The 21,531-nt window shown below is 69.2% G+C and carries 20 protein-coding genes and 1 pseudogene; 5 read left to right on the top strand and 16 right to left on the bottom strand.

Annotated features, from left to right (window positions below):
• Window positions 1-57 precede the first annotated feature (57 nt).
• Window positions 58-2,169: a M13 family metallopeptidase gene (locus ACO2Q2_RS01660; protein ID WP_423254033.1), complete on the top strand. Its 2,112-nt coding sequence runs from the start codon at window positions 58-60 to the stop codon at window positions 2,167-2,169.
• Between the two features lie 403 nt (window positions 2,170-2,572).
• Here ACO2Q2_RS01660 and ACO2Q2_RS01655 read toward each other — a convergent pair whose 3' ends face one another.
• The 9 genes and pseudogenes from ACO2Q2_RS01655 to dksA all read right to left on the bottom strand — a co-directional run bounded on the left by ACO2Q2_RS01655 (window position 2,573) and on the right by dksA (window position 13,971).
• Entirely contained in the window at window positions 2,573-5,548 is a 2,976-nt protein-coding gene (locus ACO2Q2_RS01655; protein ID WP_423254031.1) for an EAL domain-containing protein, read from the bottom strand.
• An 84-nt stretch (window positions 5,549-5,632) separates the two neighbouring features.
• A complete protein-coding gene (dapE, locus tag ACO2Q2_RS01650; RefSeq protein WP_423254030.1) occupies window positions 5,633-6,778 on the bottom strand; it encodes a succinyl-diaminopimelate desuccinylase in 1,146 nt (381 codons plus the stop codon).
• Window positions 6,775-7,152 (bottom strand): ArsC/Spx/MgsR family protein, encoded by a 378-nt coding sequence (locus ACO2Q2_RS01645; RefSeq protein WP_423254029.1) that lies wholly within the window; start codon window positions 7,150-7,152, stop codon window positions 6,775-6,777. Before ACO2Q2_RS01645 ends, dapE begins: the two co-directional genes overlap by 4 nt.
• Window positions 7,145-7,495 carry a Spx/MgsR family RNA polymerase-binding regulatory protein gene (locus ACO2Q2_RS01640; RefSeq protein WP_423254028.1) on the bottom strand — a complete coding sequence of 117 codons (351 nt, stop codon included), beginning with the start codon at window positions 7,493-7,495 and terminating at the stop codon, window positions 7,145-7,147. The genes ACO2Q2_RS01645 and ACO2Q2_RS01640 overlap by 8 nt, the downstream gene beginning before the upstream one ends.
• The gene (gene dapD / locus ACO2Q2_RS01635) at window positions 7,492-8,319 is read right to left on the bottom strand and encodes a 2,3,4,5-tetrahydropyridine-2,6-dicarboxylate N-succinyltransferase (RefSeq protein ID WP_423254236.1); all 828 of its coding nucleotides are present in this window, start codon (window positions 8,317-8,319) and stop codon (window positions 7,492-7,494) included. Before dapD ends, ACO2Q2_RS01640 begins: the two co-directional genes overlap by 4 nt.
• A gap of 138 nt (window positions 8,320-8,457) precedes the next feature.
• Window positions 8,458-8,739 (bottom strand): annotated as a pseudogene (locus ACO2Q2_RS01630) (DsrE family protein); the annotation flags it as partial.
• Between the two features lie 482 nt (window positions 8,740-9,221).
• Window positions 9,222-10,859, bottom strand: coding sequence for an alpha/beta hydrolase (locus ACO2Q2_RS01625; RefSeq protein ID WP_423254027.1), 1,638 nt, complete (start codon window positions 10,857-10,859; stop codon window positions 9,222-9,224).
• A gap of 168 nt (window positions 10,860-11,027) precedes the next feature.
• Window positions 11,028-12,698 carry a serine hydrolase gene (locus tag ACO2Q2_RS01620; protein ID WP_423254026.1) on the bottom strand — a complete coding sequence of 557 codons (1,671 nt, stop codon included), beginning with the start codon at window positions 12,696-12,698 and terminating at the stop codon, window positions 11,028-11,030.
• Between the two features lie 118 nt (window positions 12,699-12,816).
• The gene (gene dksA, locus ACO2Q2_RS01615; RefSeq protein ID WP_423254025.1) at window positions 12,817-13,971 is read right to left on the bottom strand and encodes an RNA polymerase-binding protein DksA; all 1,155 of its coding nucleotides are present in this window, start codon (window positions 13,969-13,971) and stop codon (window positions 12,817-12,819) included.
• 124 nt (window positions 13,972-14,095) lie between these two features.
• On the opposite strand from dksA, the gene yidD reads away from it, so the two are divergent.
• Genes yidD through ACO2Q2_RS01600 form a run of 3 tightly spaced genes read left to right on the top strand, consistent with a single transcriptional unit; the run spans window position 14,096 to window position 14,705 of the window.
• Window positions 14,096-14,374, top strand: coding sequence for a membrane protein insertion efficiency factor YidD (gene yidD, locus ACO2Q2_RS01610; RefSeq protein WP_423254024.1), 279 nt, complete (start codon window positions 14,096-14,098; stop codon window positions 14,372-14,374).
• Window positions 14,375-14,408: 34 nt separating this feature from the next.
• Complete coding sequence (locus ACO2Q2_RS01605) at window positions 14,409-14,531, top strand: hypothetical protein (protein ID WP_423254023.1); 123 nt, start codon at window positions 14,409-14,411, stop codon at window positions 14,529-14,531.
• 3 nt (window positions 14,532-14,534) lie between these two features.
• Complete coding sequence (locus ACO2Q2_RS01600; RefSeq protein ID WP_423254022.1) at window positions 14,535-14,705, top strand: hypothetical protein; 171 nt, start codon at window positions 14,535-14,537, stop codon at window positions 14,703-14,705.
• Window positions 14,706-14,718: 13 nt separating this feature from the next.
• Here ACO2Q2_RS01600 and folE2 read toward each other — a convergent pair whose 3' ends face one another.
• The 7 genes from folE2 to efp all read right to left on the bottom strand — a co-directional run bounded on the left by folE2 (window position 14,719) and on the right by efp (window position 20,391).
• On the bottom strand, window positions 14,719-15,672 hold the full coding sequence (gene folE2 / locus ACO2Q2_RS01595) for a GTP cyclohydrolase FolE2 (protein ID WP_423254021.1): 954 nt from the start codon (window positions 15,670-15,672) through the stop codon (window positions 14,719-14,721).
• Window positions 15,673-15,785: 113 nt separating this feature from the next.
• Complete coding sequence (locus tag ACO2Q2_RS01590; protein WP_423254020.1) at window positions 15,786-16,634, bottom strand: squalene/phytoene synthase family protein; 849 nt, start codon at window positions 16,632-16,634, stop codon at window positions 15,786-15,788.
• A complete protein-coding gene (gph, locus tag ACO2Q2_RS01585) occupies window positions 16,631-17,308 on the bottom strand; it encodes a phosphoglycolate phosphatase (protein WP_423254019.1) in 678 nt (225 codons plus the stop codon). Before gph ends, ACO2Q2_RS01590 begins: the two co-directional genes overlap by 4 nt.
• Window positions 17,305-18,015 carry a bifunctional 2-polyprenyl-6-hydroxyphenol methylase/3-demethylubiquinol 3-O-methyltransferase UbiG gene (ubiG, locus tag ACO2Q2_RS01580; protein WP_423254018.1) on the bottom strand — a complete coding sequence of 237 codons (711 nt, stop codon included), beginning with the start codon at window positions 18,013-18,015 and terminating at the stop codon, window positions 17,305-17,307. Before ubiG ends, gph begins: the two co-directional genes overlap by 4 nt.
• Window positions 18,016-18,037: 22 nt before the next feature.
• Window positions 18,038-18,301 (bottom strand): YciI family protein, encoded by a 264-nt coding sequence (locus ACO2Q2_RS01575; protein WP_423254017.1) that lies wholly within the window; start codon window positions 18,299-18,301, stop codon window positions 18,038-18,040.
• A complete protein-coding gene (locus ACO2Q2_RS01570; RefSeq protein ID WP_423254016.1) occupies window positions 18,298-19,629 on the bottom strand; it encodes a TRZ/ATZ family hydrolase in 1,332 nt (443 codons plus the stop codon). The genes ACO2Q2_RS01575 and ACO2Q2_RS01570 overlap by 4 nt, the downstream gene beginning before the upstream one ends.
• 180 nt (window positions 19,630-19,809) lie before the next feature.
• Window positions 19,810-20,391, bottom strand: a complete 582-nt coding sequence (efp, locus tag ACO2Q2_RS01565) for an elongation factor P (protein WP_423254015.1) — start codon at window positions 20,389-20,391, stop codon at window positions 19,810-19,812.
• Between the two features lie 88 nt (window positions 20,392-20,479).
• Here efp and epmB point away from each other — a divergent pair, with 88 nt between their 5' ends.
• Window positions 20,480-21,490 carry an EF-P beta-lysylation protein EpmB gene (epmB, locus tag ACO2Q2_RS01560; protein WP_423254014.1) on the top strand — a complete coding sequence of 337 codons (1,011 nt, stop codon included), beginning with the start codon at window positions 20,480-20,482 and terminating at the stop codon, window positions 21,488-21,490.
• Window positions 21,491-21,531 lie beyond the last annotated feature (41 nt).

Below are 21,531 nucleotides of genomic sequence, written 5' to 3'. Positions count from 1 at the left end.
CTGCACACCGCACCGGGCAGCGCTAAGGTGGGTGACTTTCCCACCCCGGAGCCACCGATGACCTCTGCCCGCTGGATGCTTGCCGCCGCTGTCTGCACCGCCCTCGCCGCCTGCGGCCATTCGGACACCTCTGCCGACAAGACGCCGGCTCCCGCCAGCACGGCCGCCGCACCGAACGCGACCGCGGCCGCCACGCCATCGGGCATCGACCTGGCCGGCATGGATACCTCCAGGCCCGCCGGCGACGGCTTCTTCCAGTACACCAACGGCACCTGGCTGAAGAACACCCCGATTCCCGACGACCGCTCCAGCACCGGCGCCTTCCTGGCGCTGTACGAAAAGGCGCAGAAGCGCACCGCCGAACTGATCCAGAAAGCCGGCGAAGGCAACCCGGCGCCCGGCTCCAACGCGCGCAAGATCGCCGACTACTACGCCGCCTACATGGATACCGACGCGATCGAGCAGGCCGGACTCGCCCCGCTGAAGCCCGAGCTCACCGCGATCGGCGACATCAAGTCACGCGCCGACCTGGCCCGCGTGCTCGGCAGCCGCCTGCGCGCCGACGTCGACCCGATCAACGCCACCAACTTCCACACCGACCACCTGTTCGGCCTGTTCGTGACCCAGGGCCTGGAAGACCCCTCGCAGAACATCGCCTACCTGCTGCAGGGCGGCCTGGCGCTGCCCAGCCGCGACTACTACCTGTCCGACGACGCGGCGACCAAGGCCATTCGCGACCAGTACCACGCCTACGTGGTGGCCCTGCTGAAGCTGGCCGGCGACAAGGACGCGCAGGCCGAGGCCAACACCATCCTTGCGCTGGAAACCAGGATCGCCAAGGCGCAGACCAGCCTGGTCGACAGTCAGGACGTGCACAAGGCCAACAACCTCTGGTCGATGGCCGACTTCGCGAAGAAGGCGCCGGGGCTGGACTGGCCGGCCTACTTCAAGGCGGCCGGGCTGGACGGCGTGCAAGCCATCGACGTGTGGCAGCCGCAGGCCATCGCCGGCCTGGCGAAGCTGGTCGGCAGCGAACCGCTGTCGGCATGGAAGACCCTGCTGCGCTTCCACACCCTCACCCGCAATGCCACGCTGCTGCCCAAGGCCTACGCCGACCTCGCCTTCGGCTTCTTCGGCCACGACCTGCAGGGCATCCCGCAGCAGCGTCCGCGCGCCAAGGACGCGATCGACGCCACCAGCACCGACCTGGGCGATGCCGTCGGCCAAATCTACGTGAAGGACTACTTCCCCGCCTCGTCCAGGGCCGAGGTGGAGACGATGGTGAAGAACATCGTCAACGCCTTCGACCAGCGCATCGACACGCTGGCCTGGATGACCCCGGCGACCAAGGCCAAGGCCAAGGAGAAGATCAGGACGCTGCGGGTCAGCGTGGGCTATCCCGACACCTGGCGCGACTACAGCGCGCTGCAGATCAAGCCGGACGACGCGCTGGGCAACCATCTGCGCGCCGAAGCGGCCGAGTACGCCCACCAGAAGGCCAAGATCGGCCAGCCGGTGGATCGCGGCGAGTGGTGGATGACGCCGCAGACGGTGAACGCGGTGAACCTGCCGCTGCAGAATGCGCTGAACTTCCCGGCGGCGATCCTCGAGGCGCCGTTCTTCGACCCGAAGGCCGACCCGGCCGCCAACTACGGCTCGATCGGCGCGGTGATCGGCCACGAGATCAGCCACAGCTTCGACAACACCGGCGCCGACTTCGACGCGCAGGGCAAGCTGGCCAACTGGTGGACGCCGGACGACCTCAGGCACTTCGAGGCTGCCGGCCAGAAGCTGGTCAAGCAGTACGACGGCTACGAGATCCTGCCGGGCCTGCACGTCAACGGCCAGCAGACGCTGGGCGAGAACATCGCCGACGTGTCGGGCCTCACCGCCGCGCTGGCCGCCTACCACGCCTCGCTGGGCGGCAAGCCGGCGCCGGTGATCGACGGCCTCACCGGCGACCAGCGCTTCTTCATCGCCTTCGGCCAGACCTGGCGCTCGAAGATCCGCGATGCCGCGGCCCGCGTGCGCGCGGCCACCGACGTGCACGCCCCGGCGCAGTTCCGCGCCGAAACCGTGCGCAACCTGGACGACTGGTACCAGGCGTTCGACGTGAAGCCGGGCCAGACGATGTATCTCGATCCGGCGCAGCGCGTGAAGATCTGGTAAGGCCCACCCGCCGGCCGTCGCGACGGAAGTCGCTCCCACAGAGGATGGGAAAAACCAGGACCCATGTGGGAATCGCCTCGGCCGCAACACCCTCGTCATGAAAAGCGTCGGGCCGAAGCCCTGCCCACAGATCCGTCGCCGATTTCTTGTCGCAGCGCTTCATCGACGCCGAGGAGCTGGCGCAGGACGCGCTGGTCGCCACGCTGGAACGCTGGCCGGCTGATCGCGCCCAGAGGCCGGGAAAAAATCGACCACCACAGCGAGCGCGCCGCCAAGCGTTCGTGGCAAGGTGCGTGGGGGGCGAATCCGTGGAGTTTGGCGAGACCCCGATTTGCCCGCAGCGCGCCGCCGGCACGGGCGTTTGGCGACGGTCGCGGTAGGCGGGCGATTTTTTCTCGACCGGTCAGCCGGGCTGCAGCCCGGCCAGCAGCGACTCGAACTGCGCCGGCGGCATCGGCCGACCGAGCAGGTAGCCCTGGAACGCATCGCAACCGTGCTCCATCAGGAACGACCGCTGCGCCTCGGTTTCCACCCCCTCGGCAATCACCTGCAGGCCGAGCCCGTGTCCCATGGCAATGATGGTCTGCGCCACGGTCGCGTCACCGGTCACCTCGGGCAGGCGGCTGACGAAGGACTGGTCGATCTTCAGCTGGTCCAGCGGCAGGCGCGACAGATAGGCCAGCGACGAGTAGCCGGTACCGAAATCGTCCAGCGACACGCGCACGCCGAGACGACGCAGGCTGGCCAGCGTGGATGCCACCGATGCCAGGTCGGAGACCAGGGCCGTCTCGGTGATCTCCAGCTCCAGCCGCGCCGGGTTCGCGCCCGTCTCGGCCAGCACCGTCAGCACGCTGTCGACGAAGTCCGGGTGGGCGAACTGGTGCGCGCTCACGTTCACCGCCAGCACGAGGTCGCAGGTTCGGGCCGCGCCGGCCCAGGCCACCAGCAGCAGGCAGGCGCGCCGCAGCATCCATCGCCCCAGGGCCAGGATCTGCCCGCGCTCCTCGGCAATGGGAATGAACACGGCGGGTGAGACGCTCTCGCCATCGGGGCGCTGCCAGCGCACCAGCGCCTCGGCGCCGGTCGCGCGTCCGGATCGATCCACCTGCAGTTGCAGGTGCAGTTCCAGCGCATCGGTCGCGATCGCCTGATGCAGCGCTTCGGCGATGACCTCGTTGCGCTCTACGTCGGCCATCATCGCCGGCGCGAAGCGCATGCTCCGGTCGCGTCCGGCACGCTTGGCGGCGTACATCGCCATCTCCGCCTGCTTGAACACCGATGCCGCCGTACCCTGCCCCGGCACCACCTCGGCCACGCCGATGCTGCAGGTCATCGTTACCCTGGCCTCGTCGTCCAGCTCGAACGGCGGGCGCAAGGCAGCATGCACGCGTTCGGCGACGGCCATCGCCTGGGCCATAGGGTCGCCCGGTTCGCTTGGCGGGCACGCGGCCAGCAGGGCGAAGGTATCGCCGCTGAAGCGGCTCAATACGCCATGCTCGTCCAGCAGCGGACGCAGGCGCATCGCCACCAGCCACAGCAGGCGATCGCCGGCCATGTGGCCGCGCAGGTCGTTGACGCGCTTGAAATGATCCAGATCGATCGTCAGCAGGACGCCGCCCCTGCCCCCGTCCAGCAGGTGCTGGATTTGGCCATGGAGATAATGTCGGTTGGGCAGATCGGTCAGCGGATCGAAGAAAGTCATCCGCTCGGCCCGTGCATGGGCCTCCCGCTCGCCGGTCAGGTCGGTCATGGTGCAGACGTGGTGGCTGACCTGCCCGCCGCCGTCCCTCACCGACGAGATCGTCGTACGCACCACCTTGGGCACACCGGCCCTGGTGGTCACCCACTGCTCGCCTTGCCAGAAGCCTTCGGCGCGCACCTGCTCCCACAACTGCCGGTAGTAGTGCTCGTGCTCGTGATCGTGATCGTGGCGTGGCGTACCCAGCAGTGCGGGGGTCTTGCCCAGCACTTCCTGCGGCGCATAACCGGTAAGCGCGCCGAATGCCTCGTTGACCCGCTGGATCACGCCCGTGGCACTGGTCACCATCAGGGCCTCCTGCGTCTGGAAGGCCACCGCCGCGAGGCGCAGTTCGCCCTCCACCCGCAGGCGCTCGGTGATGTCGCGCGCCACGCTCAGCACGCCGGTTGCCTTCCCGTCGGGGTCGGGCATCGGTACCTTGATCACCTCGTACTGCCGCTGCGTGCCATCGTCCGCCTCAAGCGGCAGGACTGCGGCACAGGGCTGCCCGGTCGCCAGGATCTGCCGGTCCAGGGCTTCGAGCCGATCCGCGAAATCCGCCGCGGACAGATCACGCGCAGTCCGGCCCGGCAAGCCCTTGCGGCCCAGGCCCAATGCACTCTCCGCCCGCTCGTTGCGCTCCAGCAGCTTCCCGTTGCCGCCGCTCACCCACATGGCGTCGGGACTGGCGTCGAACACCGCGCGCAACCGGCGCCTGCCCGCGAACAGCTCCCGGGTTCGACGCGCGACGGCACTCCGCAGCACCCAGACCCGGAAGCCCAGCAAGGCCAGCGCAGCGAGAGCGAGCACGACGCCGATCACGATCGGCGTCAGGTACTGCCGCAGCACCGACGGCTTTCCGAGCCAGCGCGCGCGCATGGCCGCAAGCTCGGCCGGCGTGATCTCGGCCATGCCCCGCTCCACCAGCGAGAGCATCGCCGCATTCCCCTTGCGCACGGCAAAACGGAATTGGCCGGTGTAAAGCGGAAAGGCCTCGTGGAACTGGGACAACGCGTCGTTGCGGTAGAGATAGAAGTTGGCCGGATACTCGTCCATGCAGAAAATCCGGCTGTCCCTTTGCCTGGCCGCCTGCAGAAGTTCGTTGTAGTCGGCGAACAACTGCAGGTTGGACACTCCCAATGAACGCAGCTTCTCCACGCAGGCGTCGCCGCGCTGCACGGCGACCGGAAAGCCGCGCAGCGAGGCCACGTCACGCACGCCGAGGATGCGTCGATCGACGTAGATGCCCACCGGCAACGTGGCGTAGGGCGCGGAAAAGTCGTAGAGCGCCTCGCGCTCCGGCGTGCGGAAGATCATGTCGACCACGTCCGCCCGGCCACCCAGCAGCTCGCGCTGGGCATCGACCCACTGCATCGGCACCAGGTCGACCTGGATCCCCGTGCGCTGCTCGAACAGCCGCCAGCGGTCCACTTCCATGCCACGCGGCTGGCCGTCGGCATCGATGAACAGGAACGGCGGGTAGTTGTTGTCCGTCACCACGCGGATGTGCGTGGGCACGGCCGCGGCCGAAGCCGGGGCGGCGGAGGCGGTCGCGGCGGGCGCCATCGGCCCGTTCTCCGCGAGAACCACGGAAACGCCACACCAGCCCAGCAGCAGGAAGGCGAGCCCCTTCGACAGCATCCGTTGGTTCGTCCATCGCCTCGACCGAGGCACAGTTTCAAAAAACCGCGGCCGAAGCAAGCCGCACGGCCGCGGCCACCGGGATCAGCCGGCGATGCTGCCGAGCAGGCGCCCGCAGATCGCTGCATAGAACGTCGGCAGGCGCACCAGGTCGGCCACCGCCACGCACTCGTCCACCTGGTGGATGGTGGCGTTGACCGGGCCCAGCTCCACCACCTCGGCGCCCAGCAGCGCGACGAAGCGGCCGTCCGACGTACCGCCGCCGGTGCTCTGCTCCGGCACCTCGCCGGCCAGTTCGCGGCACACGGCCACCACCACCTCGCGCAGGCGTCCGCCCGGCGGGGTAAGGAACGGCTCGCCGGAGAGATTCCACTCGAGCGCGTAGTCGAGCCCGTGGCGATCGAGGATCGCCTCGGTGCGGGCCTTGAGCTGATCGGCCGTGCTGGCGGTGCTGTAGCGGAAGTTGAACAGCGCGGTGAGCGTGCCGGGAATCACGTTGCCGGCACCGGTGCCGGCGTTGAGGTTGGAGACCTGGAACGACGTCGGCGGGAAGTCCGCGTCGCCCTCGTCCCAGCGCTCGGCGGCAAGCTCGGCCAGTGCGGGGGCGAAGGCGTGGATCGGATTCCTCGCCTTCTCCGGATAGGCCACGTGACCCTGCACGCCGCGCACGCTGAGCGTGCCGCTGAGCGAACCGCGCCGCCCGACGCGGATCAGGTCGCCCAGGCGCGCCTTCGACGACGGCTCGCCGACCACGCACCAGTCGATGCGCTCGCCCTCGGCGCGAAATTGCTCGGCCACCCTGCGCACGCCGTCGAGGTTGGTCGGGCCTTCCTCGTCACTGGTGAGCAGCAGGCCGACGCGGCCGGCGTGCCCGGGATGCGCGGCGACGAAGGCCTCCAGCGCCACCACCATCGCGGCCACCGAGCCCTTCATGTCCGCCGCGCCGCGGCCGTACAGCACGCCGTCGACCACGGTCGGCTCGAACGGATCGAAGCGCCACGCCTCCACCGGCCCGGTCGGCACCACGTCGGTGTGGCCGAGGAAGGCCAGCGTGGGGCCGCCCGCGCCGTGCGTGGCCCACAGGTTGTCGACCTCGCCGAAGCGCAGGTGGCGCACGGTGAAGCCCGCGCGCGTCAGGCGGTCGGCAATGGTCTCCTGGCAGCCGGCGTCGTCGGGCGTGACCGAACGGCGGCGGATCAGCTCGCAGGTGAGGTCGAAGACGTCGCTCATGCGGTGGCCCTGCCCTTGCCGAATCGCTTTTCGTATTGCCCGCCGGTGAAACCCACCAGCAGCGTACCGTCAGGCAGCACCGCCAGCGGCTGGCGCAGCACGCCGGGATGCTCGCGGATCAGCAGCATCCATTCCGGATCGCTCTCGGGATTGCGCCGCTGCGGCAGCAGGTTCTTCCAGGCGCGGCCGCTGCGGTCGACCAGCGCGTCCCAGCCGCCGGCGGCCTGCGCCCAGGCCTTCAGCGCCTCGGGCGCGGGTCGTTCGCGCCGGGTGTCGACGAACCGGTAGGCGTGGCCGCAGCGGACCAGCCACGCGCAGGCCCTGCGGCACGCCTCGGTGCCGGCCAGGCCATGGAGCACGGCCGCTTCAGCCACCGAACAGCTCCGTGAACTTCTTCTCGGTGAAACCGACGCTCACCGCGCCATCCTTCACCACCACCGGACGCTTCACCAGCGCGGGGTATTCCTTGATCAGGGCGAGCCACTCGGCATCCGTGGAGGCCGCCTTCTGCGGCTCGCTCAGCTCGCGCCAGGTGTAGCTGGCGCGGTTGACCAGCTTCTCCCAGGTCAGCTCCTTCGCCCACGCCTTCAGCGTGGCCGGGGCGATCGGCTCGTCGCGGTAATCGGTGAAGCTGTGCCTGACCTTGTGCGCATCCAGCCAGGCGCGCGCCTTGTCGCAGGTGCCGCACTTGGCCAGGCCGTACAGTTCGACGCTCATTCGAAGCTCCGCAGCAGGTCGTTGATGCCGGTCTTGGACCGGGTCTTCTCGTCCACCTGCTTGACGATCACCGCGGCGTAGAGGCTGTGCGATCCGTCTTTGGCAGGCAGGCTGCCGGATACGACCACGGAGCCCGCCGGGATGCGTCCGTAGCTGACTTCACCGGTGGCGCGGTTGTAGATGCGGGTGCTCTGGCCGAGGAACACGCCCATGCCGATCACGCTGCCCTTCTCCACCACCACGCCCTCGACCACTTCCGAGCGCGCACCGATGAAGCAGTCGTCCTCGATGATGGTGGGGTTGGCCTGCAGCGGCTCCAGCACGCCGCCAATGCCGACGCCGCCCGAGAGATGCACGCGCGCGCCGATCTGCGCGCACGAGCCGACCGTGGCCCAGGTATCGACCATGCTGCCGCTGCCGACGTGCGCGCCGATGTTCACATAGCTGGGCATCAGCACCACGTCCCGGGCGATGTGCGCGCCGCGGCGCACCAGCGCGCCGGGCACCACGCGCGCGCCGAGCTGCTGCAGCGAGGCGTCGTCGCCGTGGGCAAAGCGCAGCGGCACCTTGTCGAAGGCGCCGGCCGGGCCGCCGTCCACCACGCGGTTGTCGTTGATGCGGAAGTACAAGAGCACCGCCTTCTTCACCCACTGGTTGACGGTCCAGCCGCCCTGGCCGTCCGGCGCGGCGACGCGCAGCTCGCCGCTCTCCAGCAGGTCCAGCACCTGAGCGATGGCCGGGCGCAGGTGGGTTTCGATCTCGCTCTGCACGAGCGAGGCGCGGCGCTCGAAGGCGTCGTCGATGAGGGAGGCGAGCTGCTGCATGGGCGGATACGGCCTGTGATCGGAGGTCGGGCCGCCAAGATTACTGCACTTGGCGGCGCGCGCCCGTCCGAAGGCATGGCGTCCAATGATCGAATGGCCGTCCAGACGTCCGTGCGGGTGCCTACAGCTGATGTAGCTGTAGCCGCGCTGGCCGTAGACCACCGCATCGGTGAGCGCGGACAGCGTCACCGTGACATCCGGCGACACCTCGCTGTCGGCCATGCCCATGCCGGCCAGTGTCTGGCTGCACACCACCAGGTGCACGCCGGCGGCCTTGAGCGCATGGAGGATCTCCAGGTTGGGGTTGTCCACCTTGAAGTGCCGGCGATACACCGCGTTGCCGAACACCGCCGGGGTCGCCTGGCGCTCGATCAGCGCCACGATGTGGACATGGCTGGCCGGCACCTTGGCGTAGGCCATCAGGTTGACCAGCCGCGCCAGGCGATCGAGCGATGCGAGCGGCTTGGCGCGGTCCGGGTTGCCGCTGACCACATCGACGAACACCTTGTAGTCGACCTTGGGATCGGGCTGTCCGGGCAGGTCCGGCCGCGGGTGCACGGCGCCGAACCCGGGAATCAGCGGATAGATCCACTCCGTCGCCGGCTTGGCGGCAGGTCCAGCCGCGAAGGCCGGTGCGATCAGCGCGCCCCACAGGCACAGGCCCGCCGCAGCGAGCGCAAGGATGCGTTTGGTCGACATGACACTTTCCGTACGTGGACCGCCCATTGCGGCTGACCGACGATACTCCCAGTGGACGCCGAGGCTTTGCTCCCTCCCGAGCCGGCTCGGGGGAGAGGGCTCAAGCGTGGAGCCGCGGAGGATGTCGCGGATACCGCAGCTCCCTCTCTCCCGAGCAAGCTCAGGGGAGAGGGAGCAAGCGTGAGCTTGCCGTGCAACGGAGATCAGGGCGCCGTGCGCTTGAGCGAGGAAGCCGGGCGCGCCACGGCGTACATCGACCAGGCGATTTCCTTGAGCAGGCCCTGGCGGTCCATGCCGACGGCGTAGAGGTCGAAGTGGGTGCGGCCGGGGATGAAGCGGAAGTCGGTCTTGGCGCCCAGATCGTCCAGCACGGCCTTGAGCCGGTGCGCGGCGCCGTCGAGGTAGAACGTGTCGGCGGTACCCACGTAGAGGTGGATCTTGCCGTCAAGTTGCTTCTTCAGCATCGGCCACTGCTGCTGCAGGCGATGGGCGATGTCGTAGTGGTCGCGCCAGTAGTCGATCACGGCCGGATCGACGTCACCGGTGTCGCGATCGAACATCGGCAGCGGGCGGCCGTCCTTGCCGCGTGGGGAGAACACCCACTCGAACGAGGCAAGCTGGCCGCCGTAGGGGCCGAGCACGCGCTCCATCTGCGCGAACTGCTGGAACGTGCCGATCACCTTGCCCTTGTTGCGCACCAGCGGATAGGCCGAACCATCGGCGCGGCGATAGACGTTGGCGTGCGGCGCGTACAGGTCGATGCCGGTGAAGTCGTGGAAGTCGCTCGGATCGGGCGAGGTGGACCAAGTGCCGCCGAACACGCCCGGGTAGCGCGTCTGCAGCCACAGCGTGGCCCAGCCGCCGGAGGAGTGGCCGTTGAGGAAGCGGCCGCTGGCCTTGCCGTCCATGCGGTACTGCTTTTCCAGCGACGGGATCAGCTCGGTGGTGAGCGCCCGGCCCCACGGGCCGTTGTTCACCGAGTCGGCGAACTCGTGCGTGCCGGTAGGGCTGGATTCGTCCAGGAACACCCAGATCATCGGCGGCATCTCGCCCCTGGCCATCGCGTCCCACACGTAGGCGAGCGTGCCGATCACGCGATCGTTGTTGCCGCCGTAGCCCTGCGTGTAATAGACGGTCGGATAGCGCCTGGCGCCCTTCGGGTCGTAGCCGGGCGGCGTCAGCACGCGGCCCTTCATCAGCATCGGGCGTCCCCAGAACGCGCTGAGCGCGGCGCTGGTGAAGTCGATGTCGTGGGCATGCTGGCGCGCGGTGGCGATCAGTTGCCTGCGCTCGGCCGGGGCCGAGTCGGGAAGCTGCCACGGATCGCGTGCGGACAATGCCTTGACCAGTGACAGGCTGGGGATCGAGGCGCTGGGAAGGTGCACCTTCACCACGTCACTCACCAAGTCGCCCGCGCCGCGGCCGGCGTAGTTGTAGTCGTGGTTCACGTCGAGCACGGCCTGCACGTAGTAGTCGCCCTCGGGCAGCTGCGAATAGCCGGCAGGGAACGCGACTTGGTCGGCATCGATGTCCAGCGTCTGGCCGGGTGTCCAGTGCGGCACGTCCATCGCCGCGACGCTGGTGCTGGCGGGCGAGAGCGGGCTGGCATCGACCTCGCGCACCGTGCCGTCCTTGCCGGCCGAGGCCTTGAACGCCTCGGTCTTGGCCGCCTCCGCCCCGGTGGCGAACAGCAGCAGCCGACCCGAGGTGGGCTGGCTCGACGCCGCCCCCAGCGTGACGTGGAAGAAGCGGTGCGCGGGCAGCGCATCGGCGGCGTGGACGATGCCGAGCATGCCGGCGACGAGCGCCGCAGCAGCGAAGGCATTGAGACGATGACGCATGGCGGATTCCCCGAAGGCAGGCGTGATGGTGGTGGCGCTCAGAGGCTGAGAAAAATTCGACCGCCGTAGCGAGAGCGCCGCCAAGCGTTCGTGACAAGGTGCGTTGGGCGCCGCCGGCACGGGCGTTTGGCGACGGTCGCAGTAGGTGGGCGATTTTTTCTCAGCCTCTCAATGTGCGGCGGCCGGCGCGATCGGCTTCAGCCGCAGGTCCTGGAAGTCGAAGCTGAAGTCGGTCAGCGGCGAGATCGGCTGCATGCGCAGTTCGGTGATCCTGCCGTCGGCATCCAGCGTGTAGGTGGCGAAGGCGTCGGCATTGAGCGTGCGGTCGTCCCACTTCACCACGAAGCTGCTGTGCTGCCACGGCGTCATGGTGCCGATCAGTTGCCGGGTCTTGCTGAAGCGCATGCGCAGCCTGCCGCCCTCGTTCGACACCACCACGTCGCCGTACCACGGATCGCGGAAGGTGCCGGCGTAGCGGGCCTGCGGCAGGTCGGGCGTGGCGTTCCTGGCGCGCGCCTTCAGATGCTTGGCCCAGCTGTCGTCGGCGTTGGCCTCGCCCTTCTTCACCAGCTTGTCGTACACCGCCACCCAGTCGGTCTTCTGGCCCGGATGCAGGTAGGCGTCGAGCACGCGGTAGGTCACCGCGTTGAACGCGGCGCCGGACTCGGCGTTGGTCAGCACCACCACGCCCAGATGCTCATCCGGCACCAGCGTCACGCGCGAGACGAAGCCCGGCCAGCCGCCGGTGTGCCACGCGAGGCGATGGCCGCGGTAGTCGGACAGGAACCAGCTTTCGCCGTAGCCGTAGAAGTTCGGCATGATCGGCGCCAGTTCTGGGATCGGCGGCTTGCCCACGGTGATCGGCGTGAGCATGGTCCACATCTGGCGCTGGCTGTCTTCGCTGAAGATGCGCTTCGGCTTGCCGTCGGCACCCTTCTGCGGCAGCGCGCCGCCGGCCAGTTGCACGTTCATCCACTTGGCCAGGTCGTGCACGCTGGCGTAGATGCCGCCGGCGCCGGGATCGTTGCTCCACGCCATCGGCGGCACCGGCCTGAGGTCCTTGAAGTTTTCCTTGGCGTAGCCGGTGGCCACGTCCATGCCGGGCCTGATGTCGTTCTTGTCGATCAGCGACTCGTCCATCCCCACCGGCGCGAACAGGTGCGTGCGCACGTAGTCGGCGTAGCTCTGGCCCGAGGCCTGCTCGATCACCAGCGTGGCGACCGCGAACAGGATGTTGTCGTAGGCGTAGCCGCTGCGGAAGCCGTTCTTGATCGGCACGTGCTTCAGGCGCTCGACCACTTCCCTGGTGCTGTACGAGGTGGGTGGCCAGTAAAGCAGGTCACCGGCGCCCAGCGACAGGCCACTGCGGTGGGCGAGCAGGTCGCGGAGGCGCATCTCGTGGGTGACGTACGGATCAGACATGCGGAACCACGGCAGATGGTCGATCACCCGGTCGTCCATCTTCAGCTTGCCGGCCTCGTCCAGCTGCTGCAGCGCCGCGGCGGTGAACGCCTTGGTGTTGGAGGCGATCGCGAACAGCGTGTGTGCGTCCACCGGCTGCTTGGGGTCCAGCGACCTGTCGCCGAAGCCCCGCTCCATCACCACCTGGCCGTCCTTGACGATGGCCACGGCGATGCCGGGCACGCCGAAGGTGCTGCGGGCGCTGTCCACATAGGCGGCGAAGTCGGCCAGCTCCGGCGGCAGCGCGGGGCGCACGCTGTCGTTGATGCCGATCGGCGGCGGCGCGCGCCTGGCCGGCACGCTCTGCGCCGCGGCACCGCAAGCCACCACCAGCAACGCGGCGGCGACGGCCACACGCAAGGACACTCCACCGGACATAGGCAACCCCTGGGCGATCACGAATCGATCCGGCCACTATCGCGGCATTGCCCCGGTTTGCCTAGCAGCCTGTCGGGCTTTGCTCGGTCGGCCGGGCAAAGTCCGACAGGCTGGTAGACTAGTCGCCCATCTGCTTCTGCAGGTGCTCGCGGCGCTCCTGGGCGTCGAGTGAGAGCGTGGCGATCGGGCGGGCGTCGAGACGGTCCACGCCGATCTCCTCGTCGGTCTCCTCGCAATAGCCGTAGCGACCTTCCTCGATCCGGCGCAGCGCCTTGTCGATCTTGGAGATCAGCTTGCGGTAGCGGTCGCGGGTGCGCAGTTCGAGCGAGTTCTCGGTCTCGCGCGTGGCGCGCTCGGCCTCGTCGCCCACGTCGCGCACTTCGTCGCGCAGGTTTTCCATGGTCTGGCGCGATTCCTCCACCAGCTGCTCGCGCCAGTCGCGGAGCTTGTTGCGGAAGTACGCCAGCTGCCGCGGGCTCATGTACTCCTCGTCGGCGGAGGGGCGGTAACCCTTGGGCAGTTCGATCGTGGTGGTCGCCGGGAGCGCGTAGCGCCCGTCTTCCTTCGTCACGCCATTGTCGGAAATTGCAGCAGCTTTATTCATTGAGGACGACTGGGACTTCTGTTTCTTGGGGAGAGTATGGCTGGCGGTGGCCGTGGCCACGCGCGGAGTCGCCAGCGCCGTGGCGCTGGCGACCTTGCCCTGGACGGGAGCGGCCGGCGCGGGGGCCGGGCCCGTCGTGACGGGCCTGGCGGCGGGTGCAGGCCTGGCCGCCACCGGAGCCGGCGCGGGTTTCGCCGCAGCGGGTTTCGCTGCAGCCTTTTTCACCGGAGCCGGCTTGACGGGTGCCGCCTTCTTGGCGACGACCTTGGCCGGTGCCTTCTTCACGGCGACGGGTTTGGCAACTTTCCCGGCCGGCGCCTTCCTGGCAACGAGCGGCTTCTTCGCCGCAGCCTTCTTGGCCGCAGCCTTCTTGACCGCGGGCTTCTTCACCGGCGCGCTCTTCTTGGCGACGGGCTTCTTCACGACCGCCTTCCTGGCGACCGGCTTCTTCACCGGCGCGGCCTTCACGGGCGCCTTCTGCGCCGTTTTCTTGGCAGCAGGCTTGGTGGAGGCCGCGGCTTTCTTCGGTGTGGGCCCGACCGCCTTGCTGGCGCCGCGCGAGGCGGCCACAGCGGGTTTCGCCTTCCCGGGCCTGGAGGATTTTGCCGGGGCCGCAGGCTTGTTCTTCTGCGCCTTGCCGGCGGTCGAGCTACGCGTGGTTTTCGCCATTTCCCTTCACCGTTTTGGCCGTGGCGGCCGGGTGTTATAGCCCATGTGCCTTGCACCAGCAAGCGCACTTTCTGGAATACTGGCGCACTACCAACCGCCAGCCGTCTCGGCCGCGTGAACCGTCTTGACCCGATTCCTGCTGCTTCTGCTCCGCTTGTACAAACGCTGGCTCAGCCCCTTGCTGGGGCAGCACTGTCGCTTCTACCCCAGTTGTTCCGATTATGCACGCATTGCCGTGGCGCGCTTCGGTCCGCTGCGCGGCGGCGCGCTGACGCTGTGGCGGCTGGCCCGCTGCCAGCCGCTGTGCAGCGGCGGTGAGGATCCCGTGCCCGAGCGCGTGGTTTTTCGTCGCTGCGGGGATCACGACATCCACTCGCACGCGGAGCCCCCAGGTGATCCTTGATCGGCTGACCCGAAAAGGCCAATCCGCGCGGCGCATGGCGGAGGCTTCTGGTGCTGTCGTCGGTGCCGGCCTGATCGCCCTGCTGGACTGCATCGGGCTGACGATCCATGCCAGGCAAACCCCCAGGCACGCCGGCCGCACGCTGTCCAACGGATAACTGGTGGATGATCCTGTTCGGCGCCGCGGGTGCGCCGATCTACCTGTACATGCGCGCATACACATGCGCGCACGGCGGCTGGGCGATCCGTGGAACTATGTGGTTGCGAGCGTGCTCACGCTGCTGCTGTTTGCCGCCATCACGCTGCTGGTGTGGCTCGACGCAGCGGTCTGAGCGAGGTGATCGCTCAGGTGCAGTCGCCGTTGCCGAAACCGCCCGGCACGCCCTTGCTGGCATAGGCCACGGCGTCGTGCGGGTGCAGGCTTTCCTGATGCTCCAGCCGCACGTGGAAGTCGGCGATCGTGGCGTCGGCGTCCAGCGCGCGCTGGATGCGCCGGGCGGCGTCCTCGCAGAACATCAGGTTGCCGCCGTTGGCCAGCGCGAAGGCCTGCTCGTCCTCGCGCTTCACCGCCGTCTGTACCGGCGTGCCCAGCGCCTGCTCGACGCGGTCCAGTAGACCGATCAGGTTCAGCGGCGCCTGACTTTCGAAGCGCACCAGCAGGCGCGCCACGCTGCGCTGCGCATGCGGCGTGGCGACGATGCCCTGCTCGCTGCCCAGCCAGGCCAGCACGGCGGCGCGATCCAGCGCGGCGCCTTCGGCGAAGTCCTTGGCGAACTGTTCCTGGATCAGCTGCCGCGACAGCGCGGCCGAGGCCGGACAGGTGGACGAATAGACCACCTCGGTGCCCAGCTCCATGCGGAAACCGTCGGCACCCAGGCTTGCCTCGATCGACACCGGATAGGCGCGCCAGCCGCTGTTGGCGCTGCGCAGGGCGGCACGGCGCACCAGCTGGTCGAAGCGGATGCTGATGCGTGCGCGGTCGGCCAGATCCTTGTGCGACTCCAGGAACGCCTTCAACAGGCCTTCGAGCATCGCCGCATCGAGCGTGCGCTTGCCCAGGTGCTCGTCCACCAGCAGATACAAACGCGACATGTGGATGCCGCGCTGGTCCGGCCGGGTGAGGTTGACGAAGGCGCCGACCTGGGCACTGGCGCGTTGCACGTCACCATCGCCGGCATCGAAGCGTACCGGCACCTCGATGCCGTCCATGCCGACCCAGTCGAGCGCGCCGGCCAGGTGCGGCTGGGCCTGATGGGCGACATCGGGCATCAGGCGGGCGGTGTTCTCGTGGCTGTGCATGGGCGTGTCCTGGAGCGATCGTGCGAGGGTTTCGCCTCGAAGCGTTTATTTTGGGGCAGTGCCTGTCAGCACAACAGGCGGTCGCAGTAGGCGGGCGATTTTTTCTCAGCCTCTCAGCCCGTGGCCCGGCGCCAGCGGCGTGCCGCGTGCCAGGCGGCAAGCGTGTTGCCGAAGCTGCCACCGTCCAGACCCCGTTGCAGCGCGCGCAGCGGATCGTCCGCCCGCTGCGCCACACGCACCAGGCGCGCATCCTGACGCGCCTCCAGGGCACGGAACACGCCCAGCGGCCCGGGTAGGCGCGACGCCTCGTCCCACGCCGCGGCCAGATCGGCCAATTGCGCGCGAATCGCCCGGTCGCGCGCCTCGCTGCGCGTGCGCAGGGCGGATCGCGCCAGGCCAAAACGGGCCAGCCGCGCCATCGGCAGCGGCAGGCGATCGCGCTCGGCGTCGTCGTGCAGGCGGCGCAGCGCATGCAGCAGATGCGCCAGCACCGCGACGCGCGCGGCGCGCTCCGGCGACGCCTGCGCGCCGAACCACCACGCCGTCTCCAGCGCCGCCAGCGCGCCGTGCAACGGCTGCGCCGCGGCCAGTTGCGCGGCGAAATCCGCCGGCGTACCGTCTTCCAATTGGGTGATGGCGGCGCGCACCGGCGCCAGCCAGTATTCGGCCGGCAGCGCGTGGGCGCGCTCGTCGTCGAACAGCACCTGGGTCAACGGATGACGACCGCCGCTGTGCGCGGCGCCGGCCAGCTCTTCCGCCCACCAGTTCAACTTGACCGCGGCCACCTGCGGCTCGCGGATGCCGTAGGCGGCGCCGAGCAGTTCCTGTTCCAGCGCCGCCAGCGCGATGTGGCCGGCGTGCTCGCGCGGATCGACGAAGGCCAGCGCCACGCGCTGCTGCGGTTGCACCGCCAGCCACTTGTCGACGTAACTCTGCAGCGCGCCGTGGCCGGTGTCGCTCATGCCGACACCTCGGTCGCGAACCACGCCGCGAGCTGGTCGGGATGATCGATCACGCAATCGGCCTGCCAGTCGTCCGGGTTGCCGCCATCGAGATAGCCCCAGCGCACGGCCACGGTGTACAGGCCGGCGGTGGCGCCGGCGATCACGTCGCGCCGGTCGTCGCCCACGAACACGCTGCGCGCCGGGGCGATGCCGGCGCGCTCGCAGGCGAGCAGCACCGGCGCCGGATCGGGCTTCTTCACCGGCAGGGTGTCGCCGGACACCACGGCGGCCGCGCGTGCATCCCAGCCGATGCGCGCGAGCAGCGTATCGGTGAGAAAGCCCGGCTTGTTGGTGACCACGCCCCAGCGGATGCCACGCGCCTCCAGCTGCGCGAGCAGCGCTTCGACGCCGGCGAAGGCGTGCGTCTCCTGTGCCGGCAGCTGTTCGTACAAATCGAGATAGCGCGGCACCAGCGCCTCGATCGCCGGCTCGCCGCGATCGGCGAAGGCACAGCGCAGGATCGCCCGCGAGCCGCGCGAGACCACTTCGCGCACCATCGCGTAATCCGGCACGGCAACGCCCTCTTCCGCGCACTGGCGCACCAGCGCGGCGTAGAGGTCGGGCGCGCTGTCGAGCAGGGTGCCGTCGAGGTCGAACAGCACGCCTTCGATGCGGGTGGGTCGCGGCTTCATGCCGGCTTGCGCGCGCACAGCACGTAGTTGACCGCGGTGATGCGGCTCAGCCACGCCTTGCGGGTGAGCGGGTTGTAGGCCAGGCCCGAGACGTCCTCCAGCTCCAGTCCGGCATGGCGCAGCAGGCGCGCCAACTCGGACGGCTTGAGGAACTGCGCGTAGTGATGGGTGCCGCGCGGCAGCAGGCGCATCAGGTATTCGGCGCCCAGGATCGCCGCGCCGAACGCCGCCGGCGTGCGGTTGAGGGTGGACATGAACAACCGCGCGCCCGGCCTGAGCATCACCGCCAGGTCCTGCACCAGCGCCTCGGGATCGGGCACGTGCTCGATCATCTCCATGCAGCACACCGCATCGAAGCCGGCCGGCTCGGCGGCCGCCAGCTCGCTGGAGGACTGCACGCGGTAGTCCACGGCGAGCTTCGATTCGTACAGGTGCAGCCTGGCGATCTCGATCACCTTCTCGCCCAGGTCGATGCCGGTGACCTGCGCACCGTCGCGCGCCAGCGCCTCGCTGAGCAGGCCGCCGCCGCAGCCGACGTCGGCCACCTTCGCACCCTTGAGCGCGACGCGCTCGGCCACGTACTGCGCACGCACCGGATTGAGATCGTGCAACGGGCGCGACTCGCCGTCCGGATCCCACCAGCGGGCGGCCAGCTTGTCGAAGCGGGCGATTTCCTCGGGACTGACGTTGGCGTGCGAGGTCTGCATGATCGGAACTCCCGGCCTGCGCTCAGAGCGCCTGCCATTCATGGATGGTGACGTCCCAGCCGCCGCTGGTGCTGGCCGGATCGCGCGCCACGATCGCCTGGGCCGCAGCAAGGTCGTCGGCGTGGATCAGATACGCGCCGCCGCGCTTGTCGGCGAAGGGCCCGGAGCGCTCCAGCACGCCCTCGGCGCGCAGGGCGTCGAGGAAGGCGCGATGCGCCTCGACGGCCGCCGGGTCCACCACCGGACGGCGCATCAGAATGACGAGGAACACGGGCCGCGTGTTCATGCCGCGGCAATCCGTTCACGCCACTGCCGCGTGCGGGCCAGGATCGCCTCCACGTCCATGTCCACCAGCTGGCGCGCCGCCAGCTTGCGACGGCCGGCGATCCACACGTCGGTGACCTGGTGGCGCCCGGTGGCGTAGATCAGCTGCGAGGCCACGTGGAACAGCGGCTGGGTCTCCAGATCGCTCAGGCGCACCGCGGCCAGGTCGGCCTGCTTGCCGACCTCGATCGAGCCGACCCGGTCTTCCAGACCCATCGCGCGGGCCGCGTTGAGTGTGCCGGCGCGCAGGGCGGAAGCCGCATCGAACGCGGCCGCGTCCTGCGCCACCGCCTTGGCCAGGATCGCCGCGGTGCGCATCTCGCCGAACATGTCCAGATCGTTGTTGGAGGCGCAGCCGTCGGTGGCCACGGCGAGGTTGACGCCGGCCCGGCGGAACTTCTCCGCCGGGCAGAAGCCGGAGGCCAGCTTGAGGTTCGACTCCGGGCAGTGCACCACCGACACGCCGGCCTCGGCGCAGGCGGCGATCTCGGCGTCGGTGACATGGGTCATGTGCACGGCGATCAGGCGGTCGTTGACCAGGCCCAGCTTCTGCAGCCGCTGGAACGGGCGCAGGCCGCTCTTGCCCTTTTCCTCGTCCACCTCGTGCGCGGTCTCGTGCAGGTGCAAGTGGACCGGGATGTCGAGCTGGTCGGCCAGCATGCGGATGCGCTCGAAGCTGGCGTCGGACACCGTGTACGGCGCATGCGGCGCGAACGCGGTGCCGACCAGTGCGTCGCCGAGGAAGCTGTCGTGCACCTCGGCGGCGCGCTCGAAATATTCGTCCTGGGTCTTCGCCCACGCGGTGGGGAACTCGATCACCGGCAGGCCGACCACGGCGCGGAAGCCGAGCTTGCGATAGGTGGCGCCGATCGCGTCGGGGAAGAAGTAGTTCTCGTTGGCGCAGGTGGTGCCGCCACGCAGCATCTCGGCCACCGCCAGCTCGACGCCGTCGCGCACGAATTCCGGCCCGATCACCTTCGCCTCGGCCGGCCAGATGTGCTCCTGCAGCCAAGTCATCAGCGGCAGGTCGTCGGCCAGTCCGCGCAGCAGGGTCATCGGGTTGTGCGTGTGGCTGTTGATCAGGCCGGGGATCAGCGCGTGCTCGCCCAGTTCGACCCGCTCGCGCGGCGCGTAGGCGGCGCGCGCCTCGGCGATCGGCAGCAGGGCCACGATGCGGTCGGCGTCGACCACCACGGCGTGCTGCTCCAGCACCACGGCGTGGGGCTCCACCGGCACGACCCAACGTGCCTCGATGACCAGATCGACCGACTTCGGCGGCATGGGACTCATCTTCACCTCACTGTGTCCGGTACGCGGACGGCCATCGTGGCCGCCGCGTTCGATGCGAATACGACAAGGGGCGGTACCTTGCGGCGCCCGCCCCTTGGCTTCCTGGCTTCAGGATCCCGACGTTCGCCGGGACGACGAGCCGGCGAAGACGCGGGCGTTGCCCGCGTCTTCGCCGGTGCATCACTTGCCGACGCGGCTGTCGTACTCACCGGTACGGGTATCGACCTTGATGATCTCGTCCTGGTTGACGAACAGCGGCACGCGCACCACCGCGCCGGTCTCCAGCGTGGCCGGCTTGCCGCCACCGCCGGAGGTATCGCCGCGCACGCCCGGGTCGGTCTCGACGATCTTCAGCTCGACGAACTTCGGCGGCTGCACCGCGATGATCGCACCGTTGAACAGGGTCACCACGCACTCCTCCTCGCCCTTGAGCCACTTCCAGGCATCGCCCATCGCGGCCAGCGTGGCGGGGAGCGTCTCGAACGTCTCCATGTTCATGAAGTGCCACACGCGGTCGTTGCCGACGCCGTCGATGAAGGAAAGCTGCATGTCGGTGTCGACGGCGTCGGCCTCCTCGAACGAGTCGCTGGACTTCAGCGTCTGCTCGGTGGTGCGGCCGTCCTTGAGGTTGCGGATGCGGATGCGGGTGAACGCCTGGCCCTTGCCCGGCTTGATGAAGTCCGCCTCGGTGATGATCCACGGATCACCGTTGTGGAGGATCTTCTTGCCCGTTTTGACGTCATTGAGGCCAAGGGTCGCCATGCGCTATCTGCTCCAGAGGTAATTCCACCCCGCGGGGCGGCTAAAATGAGGGCTTTGCCGGGCTGATTGGCCCGTTTCAGGGTCCGCCATGATAACCGCAAGCCCCAGCGCCCGCCTATCGCCGCCCGCCCCCGACTGGCGCCAGCTCTGGCGCGAGGCCGTCACCGATCCGGCCGAGCTGCTGGCGCTGCTGGGCTTGCCGCAGCTTGCGCAACAGTTGCCGCCGGGCGATGCCGGTTTTGCGCTGCGCGTGCCCCGGGGCTTCGTGGCGCGCATGCACCCCGGCGATGCGCGCGATCCCCTGCTGCTGCAGGTGCTGCCCCAGCTGGCCGAACTGGAACAGATCGACGGCTTTGCGCTGGACGCGGTAGGCGACTTGGCCGCGCGCGAGACGCAGGGCCTGCTGCACAAGTACCACGGTCGCGCCTTGCTGATCGCCAGCGGCAGTTGCGCGGTGAACTGCCGCTACTGCTTCCGCCGGCACTTCCCCTACGGCGAGGAGATGGCCGCCGCCGGGCAATGGCGGCGGGCGCTGGCTCATCTGCGCAGCGATCCCGGCATCACCGAGCTGATCCTCTCCGGCGGCGATCCCCTGTCGCTGGCAACCGCCAAGCTGGAAGAGCTCAGCCGTGGGCTGGCCGAGCTCCCGCACGTCACCCGCCTGCGCATCCACACGCGCCTGCCGGTGGTACTGCCGGAGCGCATCGACGATGCCTTCCTCGCCTGGCTGACCGCCCTGCCGCTGCAGAAGGTGGTGGTGCTGCACGCCAACCACGCCAACGAATTCGACGCCGCGGTGGAGGCCGCCTGCGCCCGCCTGCGCGAGGCGGGCGCCACGCTGCTGAACCAGTCGGTGCTGCTCAAGGGCGTCAACGACGAGGAGCATGCGCTGGTGGCGCTGTCCGAGCGGCTGTTTGCCGCAAACGTGCTGCCCTACTACCTGCACCAGCTCGACCGCGTCCAGGGCGCCGCCCATTTCGAGGTGGACGACGGACGCGCGCTGGCACTGGTGGAGGCCATGCGCACGCGGCTCCCCGGCTATCTGGTGCCGCGACTGGTACGCGAAGTGGCCGGCGAGGGGTCCAAGCGGCCGCTGTGATCGCGAACGCCGTCGCTGGCGGGCCGTGTCGGAATCCGCTA

Origin of the sequence: Dyella sp. KRB-257, from assembly GCF_049445995.1 — a bacterium.
GTDB lineage: Bacteria > Pseudomonadota > Gammaproteobacteria > Xanthomonadales > Rhodanobacteraceae > Dyella_A.
Note: the sequence above shows the minus strand (reverse complement) of the source record. Positions and strands in the feature narration are given on the sequence as shown.

Bases quoted from the DNA above. Each gene is read 5' to 3' on its own strand.
- dapD (WP_423254236.1), bottom strand. From the start codon at position 8,319: ATGCAGCAGCTCGCCTCCCTCATCGACGACGCCTTCGAGCGCCGCGCC.
- ACO2Q2_RS01640 (WP_423254028.1), bottom strand. From the start codon at position 7,495: ATGAGCGTCGAACTGTACGGCCTGGCCAAGTGCGGCACCTGCGACAAG.
- ACO2Q2_RS01625 (WP_423254027.1), bottom strand. From the start codon at position 10,859: ATGCGTCATCGTCTCAATGCCTTCGCTGCTGCGGCGCTCGTCGCCGGC.
- efp (WP_423254015.1), bottom strand. From the start codon at position 20,391: ATGGCGACCCTTGGCCTCAATGACGTCAAAACGGGCAAGAAGATCCTC.
- ACO2Q2_RS01620 (WP_423254026.1), bottom strand. From the start codon at position 12,698: ATGTCCGGTGGAGTGTCCTTGCGTGTGGCCGTCGCCGCCGCGTTGCTG.
- ACO2Q2_RS01660 (WP_423254033.1), top strand. From the start codon at position 58: ATGACCTCTGCCCGCTGGATGCTTGCCGCCGCTGTCTGCACCGCCCTC.
- epmB (WP_423254014.1), top strand. From the start codon at position 20,480: ATGATAACCGCAAGCCCCAGCGCCCGCCTATCGCCGCCCGCCCCCGAC.
- ACO2Q2_RS01575 (WP_423254017.1), bottom strand. From the start codon at position 18,301: ATGAACACGCGGCCCGTGTTCCTCGTCATTCTGATGCGCCGTCCGGTG.
- dksA (WP_423254025.1), bottom strand. From the start codon at position 13,971: ATGGCGAAAACCACGCGTAGCTCGACCGCCGGCAAGGCGCAGAAGAAC.
- ACO2Q2_RS01590 (WP_423254020.1), bottom strand. From the start codon at position 16,634: ATGAGCGACACCGGCCACGGCGCGCTGCAGAGTTACGTCGACAAGTGG.
- folE2 (WP_423254021.1), bottom strand. From the start codon at position 15,672: ATGCACAGCCACGAGAACACCGCCCGCCTGATGCCCGATGTCGCCCAT.
- dapE (WP_423254030.1), bottom strand. From the start codon at position 6,778: ATGAGCGACGTCTTCGACCTCACCTGCGAGCTGATCCGCCGCCGTTCG.
- ACO2Q2_RS01570 (WP_423254016.1), bottom strand. From the start codon at position 19,629: ATGAGTCCCATGCCGCCGAAGTCGGTCGATCTGGTCATCGAGGCACGT.
- ACO2Q2_RS01605 (WP_423254023.1), top strand. From the start codon at position 14,409: ATGGCGGAGGCTTCTGGTGCTGTCGTCGGTGCCGGCCTGATCGCCCTG.
- ubiG (WP_423254018.1), bottom strand. From the start codon at position 18,015: ATGCAGACCTCGCACGCCAACGTCAGTCCCGAGGAAATCGCCCGCTTC.
- ACO2Q2_RS01655 (WP_423254031.1), bottom strand. From the start codon at position 5,548: ATGCTGTCGAAGGGGCTCGCCTTCCTGCTGCTGGGCTGGTGTGGCGTT.
- gph (WP_423254019.1), bottom strand. From the start codon at position 17,308: ATGAAGCCGCGACCCACCCGCATCGAAGGCGTGCTGTTCGACCTCGAC.